Source organism: Salimicrobium album, assembly GCF_900107115.1.
Classification (GTDB): domain Bacteria; phylum Bacillota; class Bacilli; order Bacillales; family Halobacillaceae; genus Salimicrobium; species Salimicrobium album.
Genome location: NZ_FNOS01000002.1, coordinates 318,839 through 337,067 on the forward strand (window position 1 = coordinate 318,839; position 18,229 = coordinate 337,067).

At 45.2% G+C, this 18,229-nt stretch carries 17 protein-coding genes and 5 tRNA genes; 20 read left to right on the top strand and 2 right to left on the bottom strand.

The window, feature by feature from the left end; genetic code table 11:
* Window positions 1–8: 8 nt before the first annotated feature.
* The 6 genes from dnaG (at window position 9) to BLU03_RS05165 (ending at window position 5,940) form a co-directional block, all read left to right on the top strand.
* Entirely contained in the window at window positions 9–1,823 is a 1,815-nt protein-coding gene (gene dnaG / locus BLU03_RS05140; RefSeq protein ID WP_093106123.1) for a DNA primase, read from the top strand.
* Window positions 1,824–1,853: 30 nt separating this feature from the next.
* Window positions 1,854–2,981 carry an RNA polymerase sigma factor RpoD gene (gene rpoD, locus BLU03_RS05145; RefSeq protein WP_008588808.1) on the top strand — a complete coding sequence of 376 codons (1,128 nt, stop codon included), beginning with the start codon at window positions 1,854–1,856 and terminating at the stop codon, window positions 2,979–2,981.
* Between the two features lie 73 nt (window positions 2,982–3,054).
* Complete coding sequence (locus BLU03_RS05150) at window positions 3,055–3,585, top strand: hypothetical protein (RefSeq protein WP_076569895.1); 531 nt, start codon at window positions 3,055–3,057, stop codon at window positions 3,583–3,585.
* 138 nt (window positions 3,586–3,723) lie between these two features.
* Entirely contained in the window at window positions 3,724–4,080 is a 357-nt protein-coding gene (cccA, locus tag BLU03_RS05155; RefSeq protein WP_076569897.1) for a cytochrome c550, read from the top strand.
* 59 nt (window positions 4,081–4,139) lie between these two features.
* Window positions 4,140–4,850: a tRNA (adenine(22)-N(1))-methyltransferase gene (locus tag BLU03_RS05160; protein ID WP_093106126.1), complete on the top strand. Its 711-nt coding sequence runs from the start codon at window positions 4,140–4,142 to the stop codon at window positions 4,848–4,850.
* On the top strand, window positions 4,837–5,940 hold the full coding sequence (locus BLU03_RS05165) for a Nif3-like dinuclear metal center hexameric protein (protein WP_093106130.1): 1,104 nt from the start codon (window positions 4,837–4,839) through the stop codon (window positions 5,938–5,940). The genes BLU03_RS05160 and BLU03_RS05165 overlap by 14 nt, the downstream gene beginning before the upstream one ends.
* Before the next feature lie 131 nt (window positions 5,941–6,071).
* Here BLU03_RS05165 and BLU03_RS05170 read toward each other — a convergent pair whose 3' ends face one another.
* A complete protein-coding gene (locus BLU03_RS05170; RefSeq protein ID WP_076569903.1) occupies window positions 6,072–7,043 on the bottom strand; it encodes a 4-hydroxy-3-methylbut-2-enyl diphosphate reductase in 972 nt (323 codons plus the stop codon).
* A 136-nt stretch (window positions 7,044–7,179) separates the two neighbouring features.
* Here BLU03_RS05170 and BLU03_RS05175 point away from each other — a divergent pair, with 136 nt between their 5' ends.
* Window positions 7,180–8,502, top strand: coding sequence for a DEAD/DEAH box helicase (locus tag BLU03_RS05175; protein ID WP_093106133.1), 1,323 nt, complete (start codon window positions 7,180–7,182; stop codon window positions 8,500–8,502).
* Window positions 8,503–8,520: 18 nt separating this feature from the next.
* On the top strand, window positions 8,521–9,414 hold the full coding sequence (locus BLU03_RS05180; protein WP_076569907.1) for a deoxyribonuclease IV: 894 nt from the start codon (window positions 8,521–8,523) through the stop codon (window positions 9,412–9,414).
* A 121-nt stretch (window positions 9,415–9,535) separates the two neighbouring features.
* Here the strand turns inward: BLU03_RS05180 and ispG are convergent, their stop codons facing one another.
* Window positions 9,536–10,639, bottom strand: coding sequence for a flavodoxin-dependent (E)-4-hydroxy-3-methylbut-2-enyl-diphosphate synthase (gene ispG / locus BLU03_RS05185; RefSeq protein WP_008588823.1), 1,104 nt, complete (start codon window positions 10,637–10,639; stop codon window positions 9,536–9,538).
* Window positions 10,640–10,838: 199 nt separating this feature from the next.
* Between ispG and BLU03_RS05190 the strand changes: the two genes are divergently transcribed.
* From BLU03_RS05190 to BLU03_RS05245, 12 genes are all read left to right on the top strand, one after another.
* Entirely contained in the window at window positions 10,839–11,462 is a 624-nt protein-coding gene (locus BLU03_RS05190; protein WP_008588826.1) for an NfeD family protein, read from the top strand.
* Window positions 11,463–11,608: 146 nt separating this feature from the next.
* Window positions 11,609–13,246 (top strand): Na/Pi cotransporter family protein, encoded by a 1,638-nt coding sequence (locus BLU03_RS05195; protein WP_093106137.1) that lies wholly within the window; start codon window positions 11,609–11,611, stop codon window positions 13,244–13,246.
* A gap of 115 nt (window positions 13,247–13,361) precedes the next feature.
* A tRNA-Met gene (locus BLU03_RS05200) sits at window positions 13,362–13,435 on the top strand.
* Between the two features lie 13 nt (window positions 13,436–13,448).
* Window positions 13,449–13,524 (top strand) — tRNA-His (locus tag BLU03_RS05205).
* 3 nt (window positions 13,525–13,527) lie between these two features.
* A tRNA-Ile gene (locus BLU03_RS05210) sits at window positions 13,528–13,601 on the top strand.
* A gap of 7 nt (window positions 13,602–13,608) precedes the next feature.
* Window positions 13,609–13,703 (top strand) — tRNA-Ser (locus BLU03_RS05215).
* 13 nt (window positions 13,704–13,716) lie between these two features.
* Window positions 13,717–13,789 (top strand) — tRNA-Phe (locus BLU03_RS05220).
* Between the two features lie 204 nt (window positions 13,790–13,993).
* Window positions 13,994–14,608 carry a superoxide dismutase gene (locus BLU03_RS05225; protein WP_008588831.1) on the top strand — a complete coding sequence of 205 codons (615 nt, stop codon included), beginning with the start codon at window positions 13,994–13,996 and terminating at the stop codon, window positions 14,606–14,608.
* 219 nt (window positions 14,609–14,827) lie between these two features.
* The gene (gene rpmG / locus BLU03_RS05230; protein ID WP_073991986.1) at window positions 14,828–14,977 is read left to right on the top strand and encodes a 50S ribosomal protein L33; all 150 of its coding nucleotides are present in this window, start codon (window positions 14,828–14,830) and stop codon (window positions 14,975–14,977) included.
* A 92-nt stretch (window positions 14,978–15,069) separates the two neighbouring features.
* The gene (locus BLU03_RS05235) at window positions 15,070–15,639 is read left to right on the top strand and encodes a 5-formyltetrahydrofolate cyclo-ligase (protein WP_008588836.1); all 570 of its coding nucleotides are present in this window, start codon (window positions 15,070–15,072) and stop codon (window positions 15,637–15,639) included.
* A gap of 4 nt (window positions 15,640–15,643) precedes the next feature.
* Window positions 15,644–16,597, top strand: a complete 954-nt coding sequence (locus BLU03_RS05240; protein WP_008588838.1) for an L-lactate dehydrogenase — start codon at window positions 15,644–15,646, stop codon at window positions 16,595–16,597.
* Window positions 16,598–16,620: 23 nt separating this feature from the next.
* A complete protein-coding gene (locus BLU03_RS05245; protein WP_008588840.1) occupies window positions 16,621–18,144 on the top strand; it encodes a rhomboid family protein in 1,524 nt (507 codons plus the stop codon).
* Window positions 18,145–18,229 lie beyond the last annotated feature (85 nt).

The following is an 18,229-nucleotide window of genomic DNA, read 5'->3' on the forward strand; positions in this document are numbered from 1 at the left end:
TGATAGAAATGGCCGGACGTATTCCGGAAGAAACTGTAGAAGAAGTTCGGAAAACCGCGGATATTACAGATGTAATCGGGGAACATGTACAACTGAAGAAACAGGGGAGGAACTATTTCGGACTATGTCCGTTTCACGGAGAGAGCACGCCTTCTTTCTCTGTCTCCCCGGAAAAACAGATTTTTCACTGTTTCGGTTGTGGAAAGGGAGGAAACGTATTTTCCTTCCTGATGGAAAAAGAGAACTGGACGTTTATCCAGGCTGTCGAACATCTGGCAGCCAGGAATAATATTGCCCTTCCCGAAAAGAGTCAGACGGTGACCGAAAGGGAAGATGACGGGGCCCAGCGGATACTGGAAGCCCATCAGTGGCTGGCCAAACTTTACCATCATTTTCTGGTGAACACTACGGAAGGTAAGGAAGCACTTCAATATCTGACGGAAAGAGGTTATTCAAGGGAGACCATTGATACTTTCAATCTGGGATACGCTCCTGACAAGCCGGATGTAGTAGCCACTTTTCTGGAGAAGAAGGGTTATCACCCTCAGGAAATGGTGAAAGCCGGTCTGCTTTCGGAAACAGACAGTGGAGGGTACCTCGACCGTTTTCGCGGAAGAATCATTTTCCCGCTGCGGAATCATCTGGGAAAAACGGTAGCTTTTGCCGGCCGGACCCTCGGGGAAGGCCAGCCTAAATATTTAAACAGCCCCGAGACTTCTGTGTTTCATAAAGGGAAACTGTTGTATAATTTTGATTTGGCGCGCGGTTATATCCGGAAACAGAACAGGATCGTTCTTTTTGAAGGATATGCCGATGTGATTGCTGCTTATCAGGCGGATATCGGCGCCTCCATTGCTACCATGGGAACGTCGCTCACCCCGGGGCAGGCGGAGCTTATGAAGCGGTATTCGGAGAAGGTTATTATATGTTATGACGGGGACAAACCTGGAATCGAAGCGTCTGTGAAGACAGCCAAAGAACTCCAGAATGCCGGCATTCATGTATTCATAGCCAGAGTGCCTGACCAGAAAGACCCTGATGAATTTATAAAAACAGAAGGCGGAGACAGGTTCAAACGGGAAGTAATCGATACGAGCGAACCGTTTGTAGGGTATCTCATGAGATACTATAAAAATCAGTTCAATCTTCAGGTTGAAGGTGATCGTTTCGAGTACCTCGAGACTGTCCTGCGGGAAGTCGCCAAGTTAGAAAGAGGGGTGGAGAGGGAATACTACCTACAGGAACTCAGTAAGGAGTTCTCTTTATCCATGGAGAGCCTCAAAGAGGAAATGGAGAAATGGAAACCTGAAGCAAATACGGGGACACACCGTCATCAAAGCTGGCGGACAGCAAACGATAAAGAATCACGTGCTTCTTCCGGTAATAAGCCCCGCCGTGCTTTTCACAACGCGGAGCGGAGACTGCTGGCTTATATGATGAAAGACACTTATATTGCTGAAGTGGTGAAACAGGAGATTTCTGCCTCTTTTAATATTGAAGATCACCAGATTATAGCAATGCAGCTATATGCTTATTATGAAGAAAATGAATTAATGAATACCAGTGAATTTCTGGAAAGCTTCAGTGAAGACCGTCTCAGGAATCTCGTTACGGATATAGCTTCCATACCTCTCACGCCTGAAGTACCTGAAAAAGAGATAGAGGATTATCTGTATCAGGTGAAAAGGGAGAAATGGAAAAAAGAAAATACGAATCATCTGCACAAAGAAATGAAAGAAGTGGAGAAACAGGACCCGATACGCGCTGCTGAGATAGCTATGCAACTGTTGCAGGAAAACAGAGGCTGGAAGAGCAGAAAGTAGGCTGTTTACAAGTTTGAAGGAGGGGAGCTCATGGCTGAAAATAACCAAAAGTCAGCTAACGCTAACGCTAACGAAAATGAACTGACGCTGGACCAGGCTAAAGAACAGGTGATGGAGCTTGGAAAGAAACGTGGAGTTCTTGCTTATGAAGAAGTGGCAGAGAAATTATCCCATTTTGAATTGGATTCCGACCAGATGGATGAATTTTATGAGAAGCTGAACGAGCAGGGTGTAGAAGTGATAGGGGATTCCGAGAAAGACCCTAATATGCAGCAGTTGAACAAAGAAGAAGAGTTTGATCTGAACGATTTGAGTGTACCGCCAGGGGTGAAAATAAACGATCCCGTGCGTATGTATCTCAAAGAAATAGGGCGCGTGAACCTGCTGTCTGCGAATGACGAAATCAGTCTTGCCCACCGTATCGAAGAAGGAGACGAGTTCGCTAAGAGAGAGCTGGCGGAGGCGAACCTTCGTCTCGTCGTAAGTATCGCCAAACGTTATGTAGGTCGGGGTATGCTGTTCCTGGATCTGATTCAGGAAGGGAATATGGGTCTGATTAAAGCGGTAGAGAAGTTCGACTATCGAAAAGGTTTCAAGTTCAGTACGTATGCAACCTGGTGGATCCGCCAGGCGATTACGAGAGCTATCGCGGACCAGGCCCGGACAATACGTATCCCGGTCCACATGGTAGAGACTATCAACAAACTTATTCGTGTCCAGAGGCAGCTGCTTCAGGATTTCGGCAGAGAGCCGACACCTGAGGAGATTGCTGAGGAAATGGAGCTTACTCCTGATAAAGTAAGAGAAATACTGAAAATAGCCCAGGAGCCTGTTTCCCTTGAAACGCCTATAGGCGAGGAAGATGATTCCCATCTGGGAGATTTTATTGAAGACCAGGAGGCTACATCTCCTTCCGATCATGCAGCATACGAACTCTTGAAAGAACAGCTTGAAGATGTGCTGGATACGCTTACAGACCGGGAAGAGAATGTGCTTCGTCTACGTTTTGGCCTCGATGACGGCAGGACGCGGACACTTGAAGAAGTAGGAAAAGTTTTCGGGGTTACTCGCGAGAGAATACGGCAAATCGAAGCTAAAGCTCTGCGCAAGCTTAGACATCCGAGCCGCAGTAAACGTCTGAAGGATTTTATGGAGTAAAGGGAATAAAGTATGGGGTCCGGGGAGCTTAATGTCTCCGGGCATCCATTAATCCCCTGGAGGTAGACGGACATTGTCAAAAAACCGTAAGGACGTTATCGTAGATGAAATCAGATACTGGAAAAAGAATAAGCTGTTACCTGATAAATACTGTGATTTTCTGTTAGCTTTATACACAGAAGGTGAGAGCGGAGATGATAAAGAGAAAAAAGTCTTACGTACAAGCCCGTGGCTTGCTACATATTACTCTGTTAATTTCCTGTTGATTCCATTGTCGTTTACAGTTATATATTTTACTGAAAACGGTATCATTTTGCAATCCTTACTTTTGACCGGTTTTGCAGGTTCCTCTTTTTTACTGCAGAGCTTGATAAAAAAAGAAAAGGCGCCGGTTGAGCTTCCGATGATCATTACACTTATTATCGTTCTCCTGCTGACCACTTCTTCCGCTGCTTATTATTTCCCCATGTTATACGCCGAGGGGATTGCTCTTTTGAATGCAGTCGGATGGATGACGATCGGTATGCGGAGGAGCCTGTTCTATGTCAAGGTTTCAGGCATCGCTCTGTTGGCAGGCACGTTGATCAGCATGCTGATCAGATAATTTTTAGTACTTATAAACCTCTTTAAAAATTTAATTTTTAATTTATCATCTTTTCTAAATGGAGGATATCGAGTAGAATATATATAGCTCGGTTTAAAATACCTACAGTATAATGAATACATAAGGAGGAAGTTTTGTATGATAAAGAAACGATTAGTCCCTTTTGCACTTATCGCCGTATTGGGTATCCTGACGATGATAATTGTCGGCAGTGTAGGGATGAACCAGCAACAGGCAATTGAAAACGAAGACAAAGGCGGTGGAGAAGAACAGACGGCCAGCGCCAATCCTGAAGAAATGTTCCAGAATTCCTGCGCAAGCTGTCACGGCAGTGATTTGAGCGGTGGAGTAGGTCCAAACCTTCAGGGCGTGGGTGATCGTCTCTCCGTTGAGGAAATCGTCAGTACTATAGAGAACGGAAAAGGCCAGATGCCGGCAGGACTTTACACCGGAGAAGAAGCTAAAGCAGTAGCTGAATGGCTGGCGGAACAATAAATACGTAAGTGAAAAGCTTTCTGGATGCCAGGAAGCTTTTCTTATTGAAGGAGGAGTAAATGGTGAGGTTATCTGAACGTCTGTCTCTCATCGCGGGGTATCTTCCGGAGGAGACATATTTTGCAGACATAGGGTCCGATCATGCTTATTTGCCCGTATATTTCTGTTTGAATCATCCGGAAGCGAAGGCTTTGGCCGGTGAGGTGAACGAGGGGCCATTGAACAGTGCTGAAAAAGTGATAAAAGAATACGACGTGCATAACAGAGTGGAAGCGAGAAAAGGGGATGGTCTGGATGTTCTGGAGGGCCGTAACGTTTCCGAGGTGGTTATTGCAGGTATGGGCGGGCCGCTGATCGCCTCTATTTTGGAAAGAGGGAAGGACAGACTCCGAGATGTAAGGCGCTTACTGCTCCAACCTAATATCCATTCCGGAATAGTGCGCAGATGGCTTGAGGAAAACGGGTTCGCCCTGGTCGATGAAAAAATCATCGAAGAAAATAATCATATATATGAAATATTGATTGCAGACCGCGGTGCACCGTCTTCGTTGTATACAAAGGACTGTAAAGAAACAGAGTTATGGCTCGGTCCTATTTTAATGAAAGAAAAAACGGAAGCGTTCAGAAAAAAATGGGAACGGCAATTGAAGAAAAATATGGAAATTCTTCATCAGCTGGAACGGGCTGCAGATGAACAGGAATCGAAAAAGAAAGAAATTATAAAAGAAATCGATATACTGAAGGAGGTCCTCTATCATGAAAACGATTAAGGCAAAAGAAATTATGCGGGTAATGGACGACTGGGCACCGGAGACGTGGGCATTTGACTGGGATAATATCGGTCTTCAGGTAGGCGGCAAAAATAAACAGGTGTCTAAAGTTATGGTTACTTTGGATGTACTTGAACCTGTAGTTGATGAGGCAATCAGTGAAGGTGCGGACTTAATTATTGCTCATCATCCCCTCCTTTTTCAAAAACCGGATACGATTGATACAGAGAAGGCTAAAGGTCGAATACTCCAGAAACTGCTCGCTCACGACATCACCGTCTATGCATCGCACACCAACCTTGATATCGCTGAAGGCGGTGTAAATGACGTGTTGAGTGACAGCATAGGATTACAGAGAACGAAACCGTTTGTATCTTTATTTCAGGAAAAGGTGTACAAGGTAGCTATACATGTTCCTCATGACCATGCAGAAGATATCAGAAACGCTATGGCTGAAGCCGGAGGCGGACACCTTGGTGAATACAGTCACTGCACTTTTCAGATTGAGGGTGAGGGGACATTTAAGCCTTTGGAAGGAGCAGACCCTTATATAGGTGCACCGGGAGAAATGGAAAGAGTCGATGAGTTAAAAATAGAAACTATAGTGAAAGAAAACGATTTGAATAGTGTTATTCAGGCAATTGCGAAAGCTCATCCGTATGAAGAACCTGCGTATGATGTCTACGAAGTGAAAATCAATGGGGAGAACAGAGGCCTTGGCCGAATAGGAACACTAGCCTCGCCGACAAATCTTGAAAGTTTTACGGAAAAAGTGAAAAAAGCTTATCAGGTACCCTCAGTACGGGTTACCGGAGATTTGAATAAACCGGTGAAGAAAGTGGCAGTCGTCGGAGGGAGCGGCGAAGATTTTTTCAAAGCAGCAATCTCAAAAGGCGCTGACGTGCTGATCACAGGTGACGTGACCTTCCATAAAGCCCAGGATGCCTGGGCGGAAGGACTGGCCATCATTGATCCGGGCCACCACGTGGAAAAACTGGTATGTCCGGAGATTAAAAGAAGAGTCGAAGAAGCATTCGATGTAGAAGTGATCATATCGGAGACACATACTGAACCTTTTCGATTCATTTAGAAGAGAAATGCAGTAAGACCGGCAGTTTTACCTTCGCCGGTCTTTTTTGAATTTTTATTTAACATACAAAAAATACAGAATGCCTGTTGCGGCATTCTGTATTTAAAAGTACTATACGGTGATAACGCTTTTCAGTTTTGCTTTGATGCTTTCGGTTTGTTCTGTTTCCGTTTAACCGGAGGTAGTATTTTTTTCTGTTCTACTTTGGATTCGCGGATCCAAGTGTCTTCGTCTTCCTCGTCGAAGTTTTCAATAAAACGGATTACCTCTTTGGTGATTGGAGTAGGGGTGGATGCACCGGCGGTTACAGCTACGGTTTCCACTCCATCAAGCCAGTCGAGGTCGATGTCTGTTACGTCTTTAATGCGATAGGCCTGTGTACCGGCTTTTTCAATAGATACCTGGGCAAGTCTGTTGGAGTTGTTACTTTTAGGGTCTCCCACAACCAGGGTGAGATCGGCTTCCCCTGCCTGCTCGGAAACGGCTTCCTGGCGGACCTGGGTGGCCATACAGATTTCCTGGTGTTTTTCGGTGTGAGGATACTTCTCCTTCACCCTTTCCATAACATCATAGACATCCCACTGGCTCATCGTGGTCTGATTGGTGATAAGCAGTTTTTCACTGTCCACTTCCAGGTTCTCCACTTCATCTTCCGTCTGAACGAGATGAACTTTTCCGGGGGCGACTCCAAGTGCACCTTCGGGTTCCGGGTGCCCTCTTTTACCCACATAAACGATTTCGTATCCTTCTGCCACTTTATCCCTGATAAGGTTGTGCGTATTCGTAACGTCAGGACATGTAGCATCCAGTGTCATCAGCCCTTTTTCTTTAGCCCGTTCTTTAACTTCGGGGGAAACTCCGTGGGCCGTAAATACGACTGTTCCATCATTGATGGATTCCAGTATTTCCAGACGATTCTCACCGTCGAGAGTTATAATCCCTTCGCTTTCGAATGCGTCCGTCACGTGGGAGTTGTGGACGATCATCCCTAAAATATATATCGGCCGTGGAAGATTCGGGTCTTTCGCTGCGTTCTGCGCAATAACCATCGCATCCACGACACCATAGCAGTAGCCACGAGGGGCAATTTTAATGACTTCCATGTGTTTTGTCCTCCTCCGTCTTCAAACTCTAATCTCATTATAAAGGTAAACGTTACTGATGTAAAAATTATTAGTGTGCAATATGAACCAGCCTCTATTATAATAGGGAAAGGATAAATTCTAAAGGAGTTTGATTATGAGTATACATTCGTTCGACCAGTACGACATTACATCCACCGTTTCTAATATCGTGAGCGCCTTGAAATTCAAAGAACCTACTGAAATTCAGCATAAAGTATTACCTCCATTTTTGAGAGGAGAAAGTGTAATTGCACGGTCTCACACCGGTTCTGGTAAGACGCATGCCTACCTTCTGCCGATTTTCAACCGTCTGGAGGCGGACAGAAAAGTGCAGGCGGTCGTCACCGCCCCGACGCGGGAACTGGCCATGCAGATTCATGAAGAAGTCAAAAAGTCTCTACAGGCTTCCGGATTCAGCGAAGAAGTGAAAGCGAAACTTGTCGTAGGGGGAAGCGACAAGTACAGAATGATGGAACAGTTGAAGAAGACTCCTCCGCAAATAATTGTGGGCACTCCCGGGAGAATTCTTGATATGACTAAAGAGGGCGCACTTGATTTGTCTGATGCAAAAACATTTATACTGGATGAAGCTGATCTGATGGTGGATCTCGGGTTCATTGAGGATGTGGATCAGATTCTGATCCGGATGAAAGAGGACCTGCAGGTAGGAGTGTTTTCCGCCACCATCCCGGAAAGATTGCAGCCTTTTCTTAAAAAATACCTCCAGTCCCCTGTATATATAGAAACGGACATGAAGCAGCTGGCGCCGGAATCCATGGAACACAGGCTGGTAGAACTGAAGCATAAGGAACCGGCTGATGTAATTATCGAAATTTCGAAAGCGATACAGCCGTATTTGGCTATTATTTTCACAAATGGGAAAGACGAAGCCGACAAACTCGCTGCGGAATTGACTTCAAAGGGAATAAAGCCGGGTCTTATCCACGGAGGTCTCAGTCCAAGAGAAAGAAAACGTGTACTTAAAGATCTCAAGGAACTGCGGTTCCAATACATTGTAGCTACCGATCTTGCTTCAAGAGGTATAGATATTCAGGGGGTCAGCCACGTAATCAACGCTCAGATGCCTAAAGAAACGGAATTTTATCTTCACCGGGTAGGACGGACAGCGAGAGCAGGATTAGAAGGTACCGCCATTAATCTGTACAAAGACACGGACCTTCCCCTCATTGAAAAGCTGCAAGGAAAGGGGCTCACATTCAACTTCTATGAAGTGAAAAAAGGTGAATGGAGAGAAGCGAAGGACTACCGGCGCAGAGAAAATAGAGAAAAACAGGAAAACGAAATGGAAAAGAAAGCGAAACAGCTCGTACGTAAACCGAAAAAAGTAAAACCGGGCTACAAGAAGAAAATGAAATACAAAGCTGATAAAAACTATAAACAAATGAAAAGGGAAAGTTATCGTAAAGGGAAGAAATAACAGGAGGATTGCTGAAGTATGACTAAAATTGGTTCACACGTTTCGATGAAAGGTAAAAAAATGCTTCAGGGGGCCAGCGAAGAAGCTGTCTCCTATGGCGCCAATACATTTATGATCTATACAGGTGCCCCTCAGAACACGAAGAGGAGACCGATCGAAGAACTCAACATCGAGAACGGGCAAAAGCATATGAAGGAGCATGGAATCGAAGAATTTGTAGTGCATGCTCCTTATATAATCAACGTCGGTAATACTGTGAAGCCGGAAACGTTCGAGCTGGGCGTGGATTTTCTCAGAAATGAAATTTCAAGAACAGAAGCTCTCGGAGCAAAACAGATTGTTCTTCATCCGGGCTCTCACGTAGCTCAGGGGGCGGATCTCGGCATCGCCAAAATTATCGAAGGGCTGAATGAGGTGTTATATAAAGACCAGCACGTACAGATAGCACTGGAGACGATGGCCGGAAAAGGTTCTGAAATAGGCAGGAACTTCGAAGAGCTGGCTGCGATAATGGAAGGGGTGGAGCATGATGAACACCTTTCCGTATGCCTTGATACGTGTCACATTCACGATGCAGGCTACGACATTGTAAATGATTTCGATGGTGTGCTGGAAACGTTCGACCGTATTGTGGGACTCGACCGGCTGAAGGTTATTCACGTAAACGACAGTAAGAATGAGAGAGGGGCCGCCAAAGACCGGCACGAAAATATAGGTTTCGGTTATATCGGCTTTGAAGCTCTCCATCACGTCGTTCACCACCCTAAACTCAAAGATCTTCCCAAAATACTGGAGACCCCTTACGTAGGAGAAGATAAGAAAAATAAAAAACCCCCTTATCAGCACGAAATTGAAATGCTGGAGGCCGGGATTTTCGACCGGGATCTGAAAGAAAAAATTATGAATCAGTAAGTTCGCGACTGCTGCCGACCTCTATGAAACATTGGAGGGAAGCGGCAGTTTTTTTATCTTTTATCATAGAAAAAGCCCCGACGAATATTTCTTCGTCAGGGCTGATGCCAGGAAAAGAGAATCAGTTAATAATTCCTTCTTCTCTTTGTTTTTCGTAATGTTCTTCGGCAAGTTTATCCACTTCTTTTTTCAGTTCCTCTACCATAATGTCTTCAGGAACTTTACGTATGATTTCGCCGTGTCTGAATAACAGACCTTCGCCGCGGGCACCTGCAATTCCTATGTCGGCCTCACGGGCTTCGCCCGGACCGTTCACCGCACAGCCAAGTACTGCAACTTTGATGGGAGCTTTAATCGTCTGGATATACTCTTCAACTTCGTTGGCAATGCTGATCAGGTCAATTTCGATTCTCCCGCATGTAGGACAGGAGATGAGTGTGGCTGCGTTGGATGCCAGGCCATAGGTTTTAAGAAGCTCTCTCGCTACTTTCACTTCTTCCACAGGATCGGCACTCAGGCTGATACGCACGGTACTTCCGATGCCTTTGCTCAATATAGCGCCGAGACCGGCAGCACTTTTTACCGTTCCTGCGAACAGAGTACCTGATTCGGTTATACCTAAGTGAAGAGGGTATGAGATCTGTTCAGCAGCTTTTTCATAAGCTTCAATCGCCAATTTAACGTCGGAAGCTTTAAGAGAGACGATAATATCATGGAAATCCAGTTCTTCCAGAATCTGAATATGGTGAAGCGCACTTTCTACCATACCCTGAGCGGTCGGATAGCCATATTTTTCGAGGATGTGTCTTTCGAGTGACCCGGCGTTTACCCCAATACGGATCGGTACACCGTTCGCTTTTGCCGCTTTGACAACTTCTTCGACTTTTTCACGTTTGCCGATGTTCCCGGGGTTGATACGGATTTTGTCCGCTCCGCCTTCAATAGCTTTCAGTGCCTTCCGGTAGTCAAAGTGAATATCTACGACAAGCGGTATATTGATTCTCTTTTTAATCTCGGGAATAGCGTCTGCTGCCCGGTCGTCGGGACAGGCTACGCGTACAATCTGACAGCCTGCTTCTTCCAGACGAAGAATTTCTGCCACAGTCGCTTCTACATCATGAGTTTTTGTGGTAGTCATGGACTGTACAACGACCTGGTCGGAACCTCCGATAGTGAGATTTCCTACTTTTACAGGTCTGGTGTCTTTTCTGTGAGTTATTGCCATTATGAATCGCTCCTTTTACATTAAAAGGTCTCTTGTCTCATTATAAAGGCCAATATTTTAAATGAGAAGTTTCCCTTTTTCCTTTATACTGAATAATAACATCATATCATGTTTAAAACTATCTACAAAGCAAGAGAAGTTATTGAAACGAAATACGTATATTTTTCGTACATATGGTAAAGGTGAGGTGAGTACTTTGTTGACATATGACTGGATTGCTTTCTTTATAACCTTCTTCAGTACAATGTTCCTTCTGGGGGAACTGCTCGTCCGTATGAAAGGCGTTTTTGCGCTGCTCGGTATCGGGTTTATTACTGTGTATTTCTCTTCGTATCTCGAACCTGATATGTTCTTCCTGATGGGGGCGATGTATCTGCTGGGGCTGGCACTTCTCATTGTGGACGGAAAATTTGTGAACGACGGTACACTCGGTACGATCGGGGCGGTAATCATGGTACTATCCGTAAGTCTCAGTGCACCGAGCTGGGGAGCGGGATTATACAGTGCGAGCGGGGTAGTTCTTGGTGGATTATCTTCATTGGTATTCCTTAAAGTATTCCCTAAACGTCAGATGTGGAGCAAGGTTGCTTTGAATGATCAGTTATCCTCGGAGCTCGGGTATAACAGTATGAATGAGACATATAGAGCTCTTATCGGTGAAAATGCGACAGCCGTAACCGATATGCGCCCTACCGGAACGATAGAAGTAAAGGGGAAAGAATATAGTGCCACTACGAATGGTAAGTGGCTGGAAAAAGGAGAACAGTTGACCGTCGAGGATGCCGATGGTACAAGGATTCTCGTTACGAAGACAGAAACCTGAACAAATGGTTTCTGTCTTTGTTTGTAAAGATAATGTTAAGATTCGAAAATAACCTTTACAATAGCTCTTTCAATCATTAATAATGAGGACGGTAACAGAGAGAATGATTGATAACCAGCTGCCTGGGCAGTGAAAGGGTGAGGGGATTGGATATTAGTTATCAGGAAATTATATTTCAGTTTTTCGGTGGACTCGGAATATTTTTATTCGGTTTAAAGTATATGGCGGACGGTTTGCAGAGGACAGCCGGAGATCGCCTGAGAGATATTCTGGATAAATTTACGAAGAACCCTTTTATGGGAGTCATCGCCGGTGCAGTAGCAACGGGTTTTCTTCAAAGTAGTTCAACCACGACCGTGTTGACTGTCGGGCTTGTGAACGCAGGGTTCATGACCTTCAGACAGGCGATCGGGGTCATAATGGGAGCGAACATAGGTACTACACTTACAGCATTCATTATCGGTATTGATATTAAGGCATACGGGCTGCCTATTTTGGCAATCGGGGCCTTTATGATTTTCTTCTTTAAAAACCACAAAGTTTCCAACTGGGGCCAGACCATTTTCGGTTTCGGTGCACTCTTCTTCGGACTCGAGACGATGGGGAAAGGTGTAGAACCTCTTGAAAATGTTCAGACATTCACAGACCTCACAGTCAGCATGAGTAACAACCCGATTCTGGGTGTAGTCGTGGGAGTTCTGTTCACGGTTCTTGTCCAAAGTTCAAGTGCCACCATAGGTATTCTTCAGAGTCTGATGGGGGAAGGACTGGTATCCATTGATGCCGCCCTACCGGTGCTTTTCGGTGATAATATCGGTACTACCGTAACGGCGGCTCTTGCTGCAATCGGGGCAAGTGTCGGAGCCAAACGGGCAGCTTTCGCTCACGTTATCTTCAACGTGCTTGGAGCCGTAATCTTTCTTATGCTCCTCGTACCCTTCGAAGCTTATGTCAGATGGATAAGCAGTTATCTGGACCTGGGCCCCGAGATGACGATAGCTTTTGCTCACGGGTCGTTCAACATCGCGAACACGATTGTACAATTTCCATTCATCGCAATACTTGCATGGATAGTAATGAAACTGGTGCCGGGTGAGGATACGGTAATCGAGTACAAACCTCAGCACCTGGATCCGATCTTCATAGAACAGTCCCCGTCTCTTGCCCTGGACCAGGCGAAAGCAGAGATTATACGTATGGGAGACTATGCCTACAAAGGTCTCAGTGAAACGAACCTGTATCTCACAAGTAACCTGAGAAAACACTCCGAGCTTGCGACACAGGTGGAAGAAGCACTGAACAACCTCGACAGAAAAATCACAGATTACCTGGTCGACCTGTCGCAGACCTCACTTTCCGACGACGACAGTCATAAGCACGGGGCACTTCTGGACTCGGTGCGCGATTTCGAAAGGATAGGAGATCATTTTGAAAACCTTATAGAACTGATCGATTATAAAAATACGCACAAAGTGAACTTGACTGAACAGGCTCATGACGATCTGAATGAAATGTTCAGTCTGACTCTGGAAACGGTGAATCAGGCCACCAGATCTCTGGAATTCATGGATGAAGATGAAGCCCGGGAAGTAGTGCGGAAAGAAAATGAGCTTGACCGAATGGAACGTACTTACCGTAAGAAGCACATTATCAGATTGAACGAAGGAATCTGTTCAGGCCAGGCAGGTATCGTATTTGTGGATATGCTCAGTAACCTTGAGCGTATCGGTGATCATGCTGTAAACGTGGCGGAAGAAGTGCTTGGGGAGAAAGAAAACCTGTAGAAAAAGCAGGAGGAGGGAGGGGAAAACCTTCCTTCTCCATTAAATTTTCATGAACGTGTTGACAATAATAAATGACGCATGCTATATTAAATAGCGTCGTTAAAATACTTCATATGGCGGTGTAGCTCAGCTGGCTAGAGCGTACGGTTCATACCCGTGAGGTCGTGGGTTCGATTCCCTCCACCGCCATTACATATCTATGGCGGTTGTGGCGAAGTGGTTAACGCACCGGATTGTGGTTCCGGCATACGTGGGTTCGATCCCCATCAACCGCCCCATACGGACCCTTAGCTCAGCTGGTTAGAGCTATCGGCTCATAACCGATCGGTCGCAGGTTCGAGTCCTGCAGGGTCCATTATTACGGGGGAGTACCCAAGTACGGCTGAAGGGAGCGGCCTCGAAAGCCGCCAGGCGGTATTTATGCCGCGCGGGGGTTCGAATCCCTCCTCCTCCGCCACTTCCTTTACTTAGGCTCGGTAGCTCAGTCGGTAGAGCAACGGACTGAAAATCCGTGTGTCGGCGGTTCGATTCCGTCCCGAGCCATTTAAAAATGAACAGGCATCATCCGGAATCATCAAATTCATATGAATTTGATGATTTTTTGTTTAAACGGAAAGTAACTGAGGTAAACAATGGATGGATGCGGAAGGTAGTCGATCAAAACGTTTGCATCGATACTGACCGTTTGGTAAGTTAATAGTAAGGGTTTCAATCCCTTACATATTAAATACAAGGAGGATTTTATTTATGGCTAAATTTGAACTTCCAGAACTTCCATATGCTTATGATGCACTGGAACCGACAATCGACAAGGAAACGATGAACATCCATCATACCAAACACCACAACAAGTACGTATCAACATTGAATGATGCGTTGGAAGGTCACAGTGACCTGCAGGACAAATCCCTCGAAGAACTTCTTCAGAACAACCTGGAAATTGTTCCTGACGAGATTAAAACACCGGTACGCAGAAACGGCGGCGGTCACGCTAACCATGACCTTTTCTGGACTATCATGTCTCCGAACGGTGGCGGTGAGCCAAGTGGTAAACTTGCGGACGATATTAAACAGACGTTCGGAAGCTTTGAAGATTTCAAAGAGAAATTCGAAGCTACCGCTAAAGGCCGTTTTGGTTCCGGATGGGCCTGGCTCGTAGTTAATAACGGAAAACTTGAAGTTATTGATACACTGAACCAGGATTCTCCTCTTATGGAAGGTAAGACACCGGTACTCGGTCTGGACGTATGGGAGCACGCGTACTATCTCAACTACCAGAACCGTCGTCCTGACTATGTTGCAGCGTTCTGGAACGTTGTCAACTGGGACGAAGTAGAAAAACGCTATAACGAAGCTAAGTAATTCTTTACGCCCCTGCCGTTCATACGGCGGGGGTTTTGCTTAGGTTGCGGACCTTAGTTCCGCTCCCTGCGTATAGGCAGCTTCTGACGGAAAACATTCAAATAAAAGAAAAGTGTATTGTGAAAATGCTTGAAAGGGAAGCGACAATCTGCTATTATAATGAAGTCTGATTACAACTTTGAAATCATTAACATTAAAGAAATATTGGAGGGACAGAATATGCGCGTAAATATTACACTAGCCTGTACTGAAACAGGAGACCGTAACTATATCACTACTAAAAACAAACGCACAAATCCTGAGCGTCTGGAATTGATGAAGTACAGCCCGCGTCAGGGGAAACACACTTTGCACCGTGAAACAAAATAAAGACCTCATTAGATCGCGACATTTACTGTTGCGATCTTTTTTTACATACGGAAGTACAGGCATTTCACTGCTTCAGGGGAGAGGGTGAGTCCATGAAGAAATTGATGCGTACTGAAATTATGCGTTACTTAAAGAACCTTTCGAGAGAACAGAGGCATCGAATTGAGGAGGAACAGTTTGTAAACGTAACGGGTACTTCCCAATGGGAAAGAGCCCGTGTAATAGCTATAACAGTTTCCAAATACCCGGAATGGAGTACGAGAAACTTTATCGAAAAAGGGTGGGAGGAAGGTAAGAAGGTCGCGGTTCCCAAAGTCTCCCCAACTTTAAAAAGCATGGAGTTCTATCTCGTTCATACATATGAACAAATGAAAGAAGGATACAGCGGTATTTTGGAACCTGATCCTGAATTCTGTTCAATAATTCACAAAAAAGACATTGATTTACTTTTTGTGCCGGGCTTATTATTTAATTACGACGGGTATCGTATAGGGTTCGGCGGGGGCTTCTATGACCGTTACCTGGAAACATTTTCAGGAAAGACGTTATCTGTAACTTCCGAAAATCAATTGCAGGACTTCATACCCGTCGAAGATCACGATATACCCGTTCAGTTGATTGTAACAGAGAGCCGTCTTATCAATACTTCCGGGGAGGAATGAACTTATGATGAATATGCGAAATAGAGTAGTTATCATTGGGAACGGAGCGGTGGGTTCCAGTTACGCCTATGGACTCCTGAACCAGGGAGTGGCTGATGAGCTGGTGATCATCGATCTGGATAAAGATAAAGCGGAAGGAGATGTCATGGATTTGAATCATGGACTTGCTTTCGCACCATCTTCTATGCAGATAAGAACGGGGGACTACCGGGACTGTGAGGGAGCGGATATAGTTGTAATTACTGCGGGAGCCAATCAGAAGCCCGGAGAAACCAGACTGGACCTTGCCATGAAGAATACGGAAGTGTTCAAATCCATCGTTGATCAGGTGATGTCCCATTCATTTGATGGTATATTTATAGTAGCAACCAATCCTGTGGACGTTTTAAGTTATATGACCTGGAAGTTCTCCGGGTTATCCTCCGAGCGGGTTATAGGGTCCGGCACGATTCTGGATACCGCCAGATTGAGGTATCAGCTGGGAGATTATTTCCGTATCGATGCAAGAAATGTACACGCCTACATCATCGGTGAGCATGGTGATTCGGAATTGCCTGTCTGGAGTCATGCGAACGTGGGCGGTATTCCCGTGGATCAGTACATATCCATGCATACGGAGAGATATGATGAAAAGGATCTGGAACCTATTTTCCATAAAGTACGCGATGCGGCTTATCATATTATAGAAAGAAAAGGTGCTACTCATTATGGAATAGCAATGGGGCTGGTACGCCTGACCAAAGCGGTTCTCCGCAACGAAGATGCCCTGTTCACTGTATCGGTACTTCTTGAAGGGCAGTATGATGAGGAAGATGTGTACGTGGGCGTACCGGCGATCATTAACAGAAACGGCGTTAGGGAAATAGTGGAATTGAATTTACGACAGGACGAGAAGGATTTATTCAAGAAATCCGTCTCTGTAGTGAAGGATGCTGTGGAGCGCGTAAAACATTATTAAGTTGTGACGAAGGGGGAGATTACATGGAGATGGAACAGCGGTATTTTTTTTGGAAGTTGGCGTATGATCTCGTCTCCCGCTTCGATTTTGAGATTATACATCTCCACCTGCAGCGTGAAGAGGTGTGGCTTGAGAAGTCGTCCGGAGGTCAGTCACACGTAATCCGTCTGCTGAACAAGGAATTTCACTGGTCTAATCACGTGAAGGCGGACATTGAGCATGTGAACAGACAGCTGGAGAAAAACAAAAGATATTTTTCGGGACGGATAAAAAACATCGATTTATTATATGTGGCTGAACACCCGACAGTAGACGAGTTCGATTCTCCGTCGGTAAAACTGGCACATAATTCGAACGTTATTTTTCTGAGTGATGATAATAAAGAGAGGGGACTGGAACAATTAGCTGCCACGAACAAGCTGGATCACCCGCCAGAAATCAACTATAAACTTCCGGATGCCCCTCTTGAATATGAATCTACCATTGAATATATGAAACATCAGCTTTATTCTATCAGGCAGAAGCAGCAGCAGAAAATGAGAGAAGTTTTCGAGTATGGAAAGCCCAGGATCACTTACCTCCTGTTGATAATAAACTTAATCATTTTTTATTATTTGGAAAGTGTCGGGAGTACTACTTCCATCAGCACTCTCATTGAATACGGAGCTAAGTATAATCCCGGAATCATCGAAGGGGAATGGTGGCGTCTTATATCTTCCATGTTTCTCCACATTGGTGTCCTGCATCTGCTGATGAACATGCTGGCTCTTTTTTATTTAGGTACAGCAGTCGAACAGATATATGGATCTTTCAGATTTACGATGATTTATTTTCTTGCAGGAATACTCGGTAGTGCAGCGAGTTTTTACTTCAATACTTCGGTGGCTGCAGGAGCTTCGGGAGCGATTTTCGGATTGTTCGGAGCGCTTTTATATTTTGCATGGCGGTATCCCTCTCTGTTTTTCCGCACGATGGGATGGAACCTTATTATACTGGTTGCGATTAATATCGTATTCGGTATAACGGTGCCCCAGGTGGATAACAGCGGTCACATGGGAGGACTTATCGGCGGTTTTCTGGCTGCGCAGCTGGTGGATCTGCCAAAACTTTCTCATCGGGTTTATCGGACAGTGTCTGTCGCCTTGTACGCTTTGGGGTTAGCTGTATTATTAGCATCAGGAAGCGGAGGTGATTTAAAACTTACGGCCGCAGATATACAGTATTTGCAGGAATTGCAGGAAGAAGAAAGATATGAAGATATGCTGGATATTACGGAAAGCCTGGAGAAGACGGAAGGCGAGTGGGAAGATGAATACTTATTTTTCCGATCATATGCTTACTTACAAACAGGAAAAGAAAATCTGGCATTCGACGACCTGAGAAAAGCCGTGGACATTGCTCCGGAGTTTGCTGAAGCTCATTTTAACCTGAGTATCCTTTATGAGCGCCGGGGTAATGAAAAGAAAGCGGAGTACCACCAGGAAAAGGCTGAGGAACTTAATGCAGAATTACGGAACAAAGATCCCGAACGGCCTGCTTCTTCGTAGCATGAAAGAAGCGCCGTTCTTTTTTGTGTTTGGAGAAATTTATAAATAATGCCCGTTCCAGCAGAGTTCCATCGTTTCTTTTGTC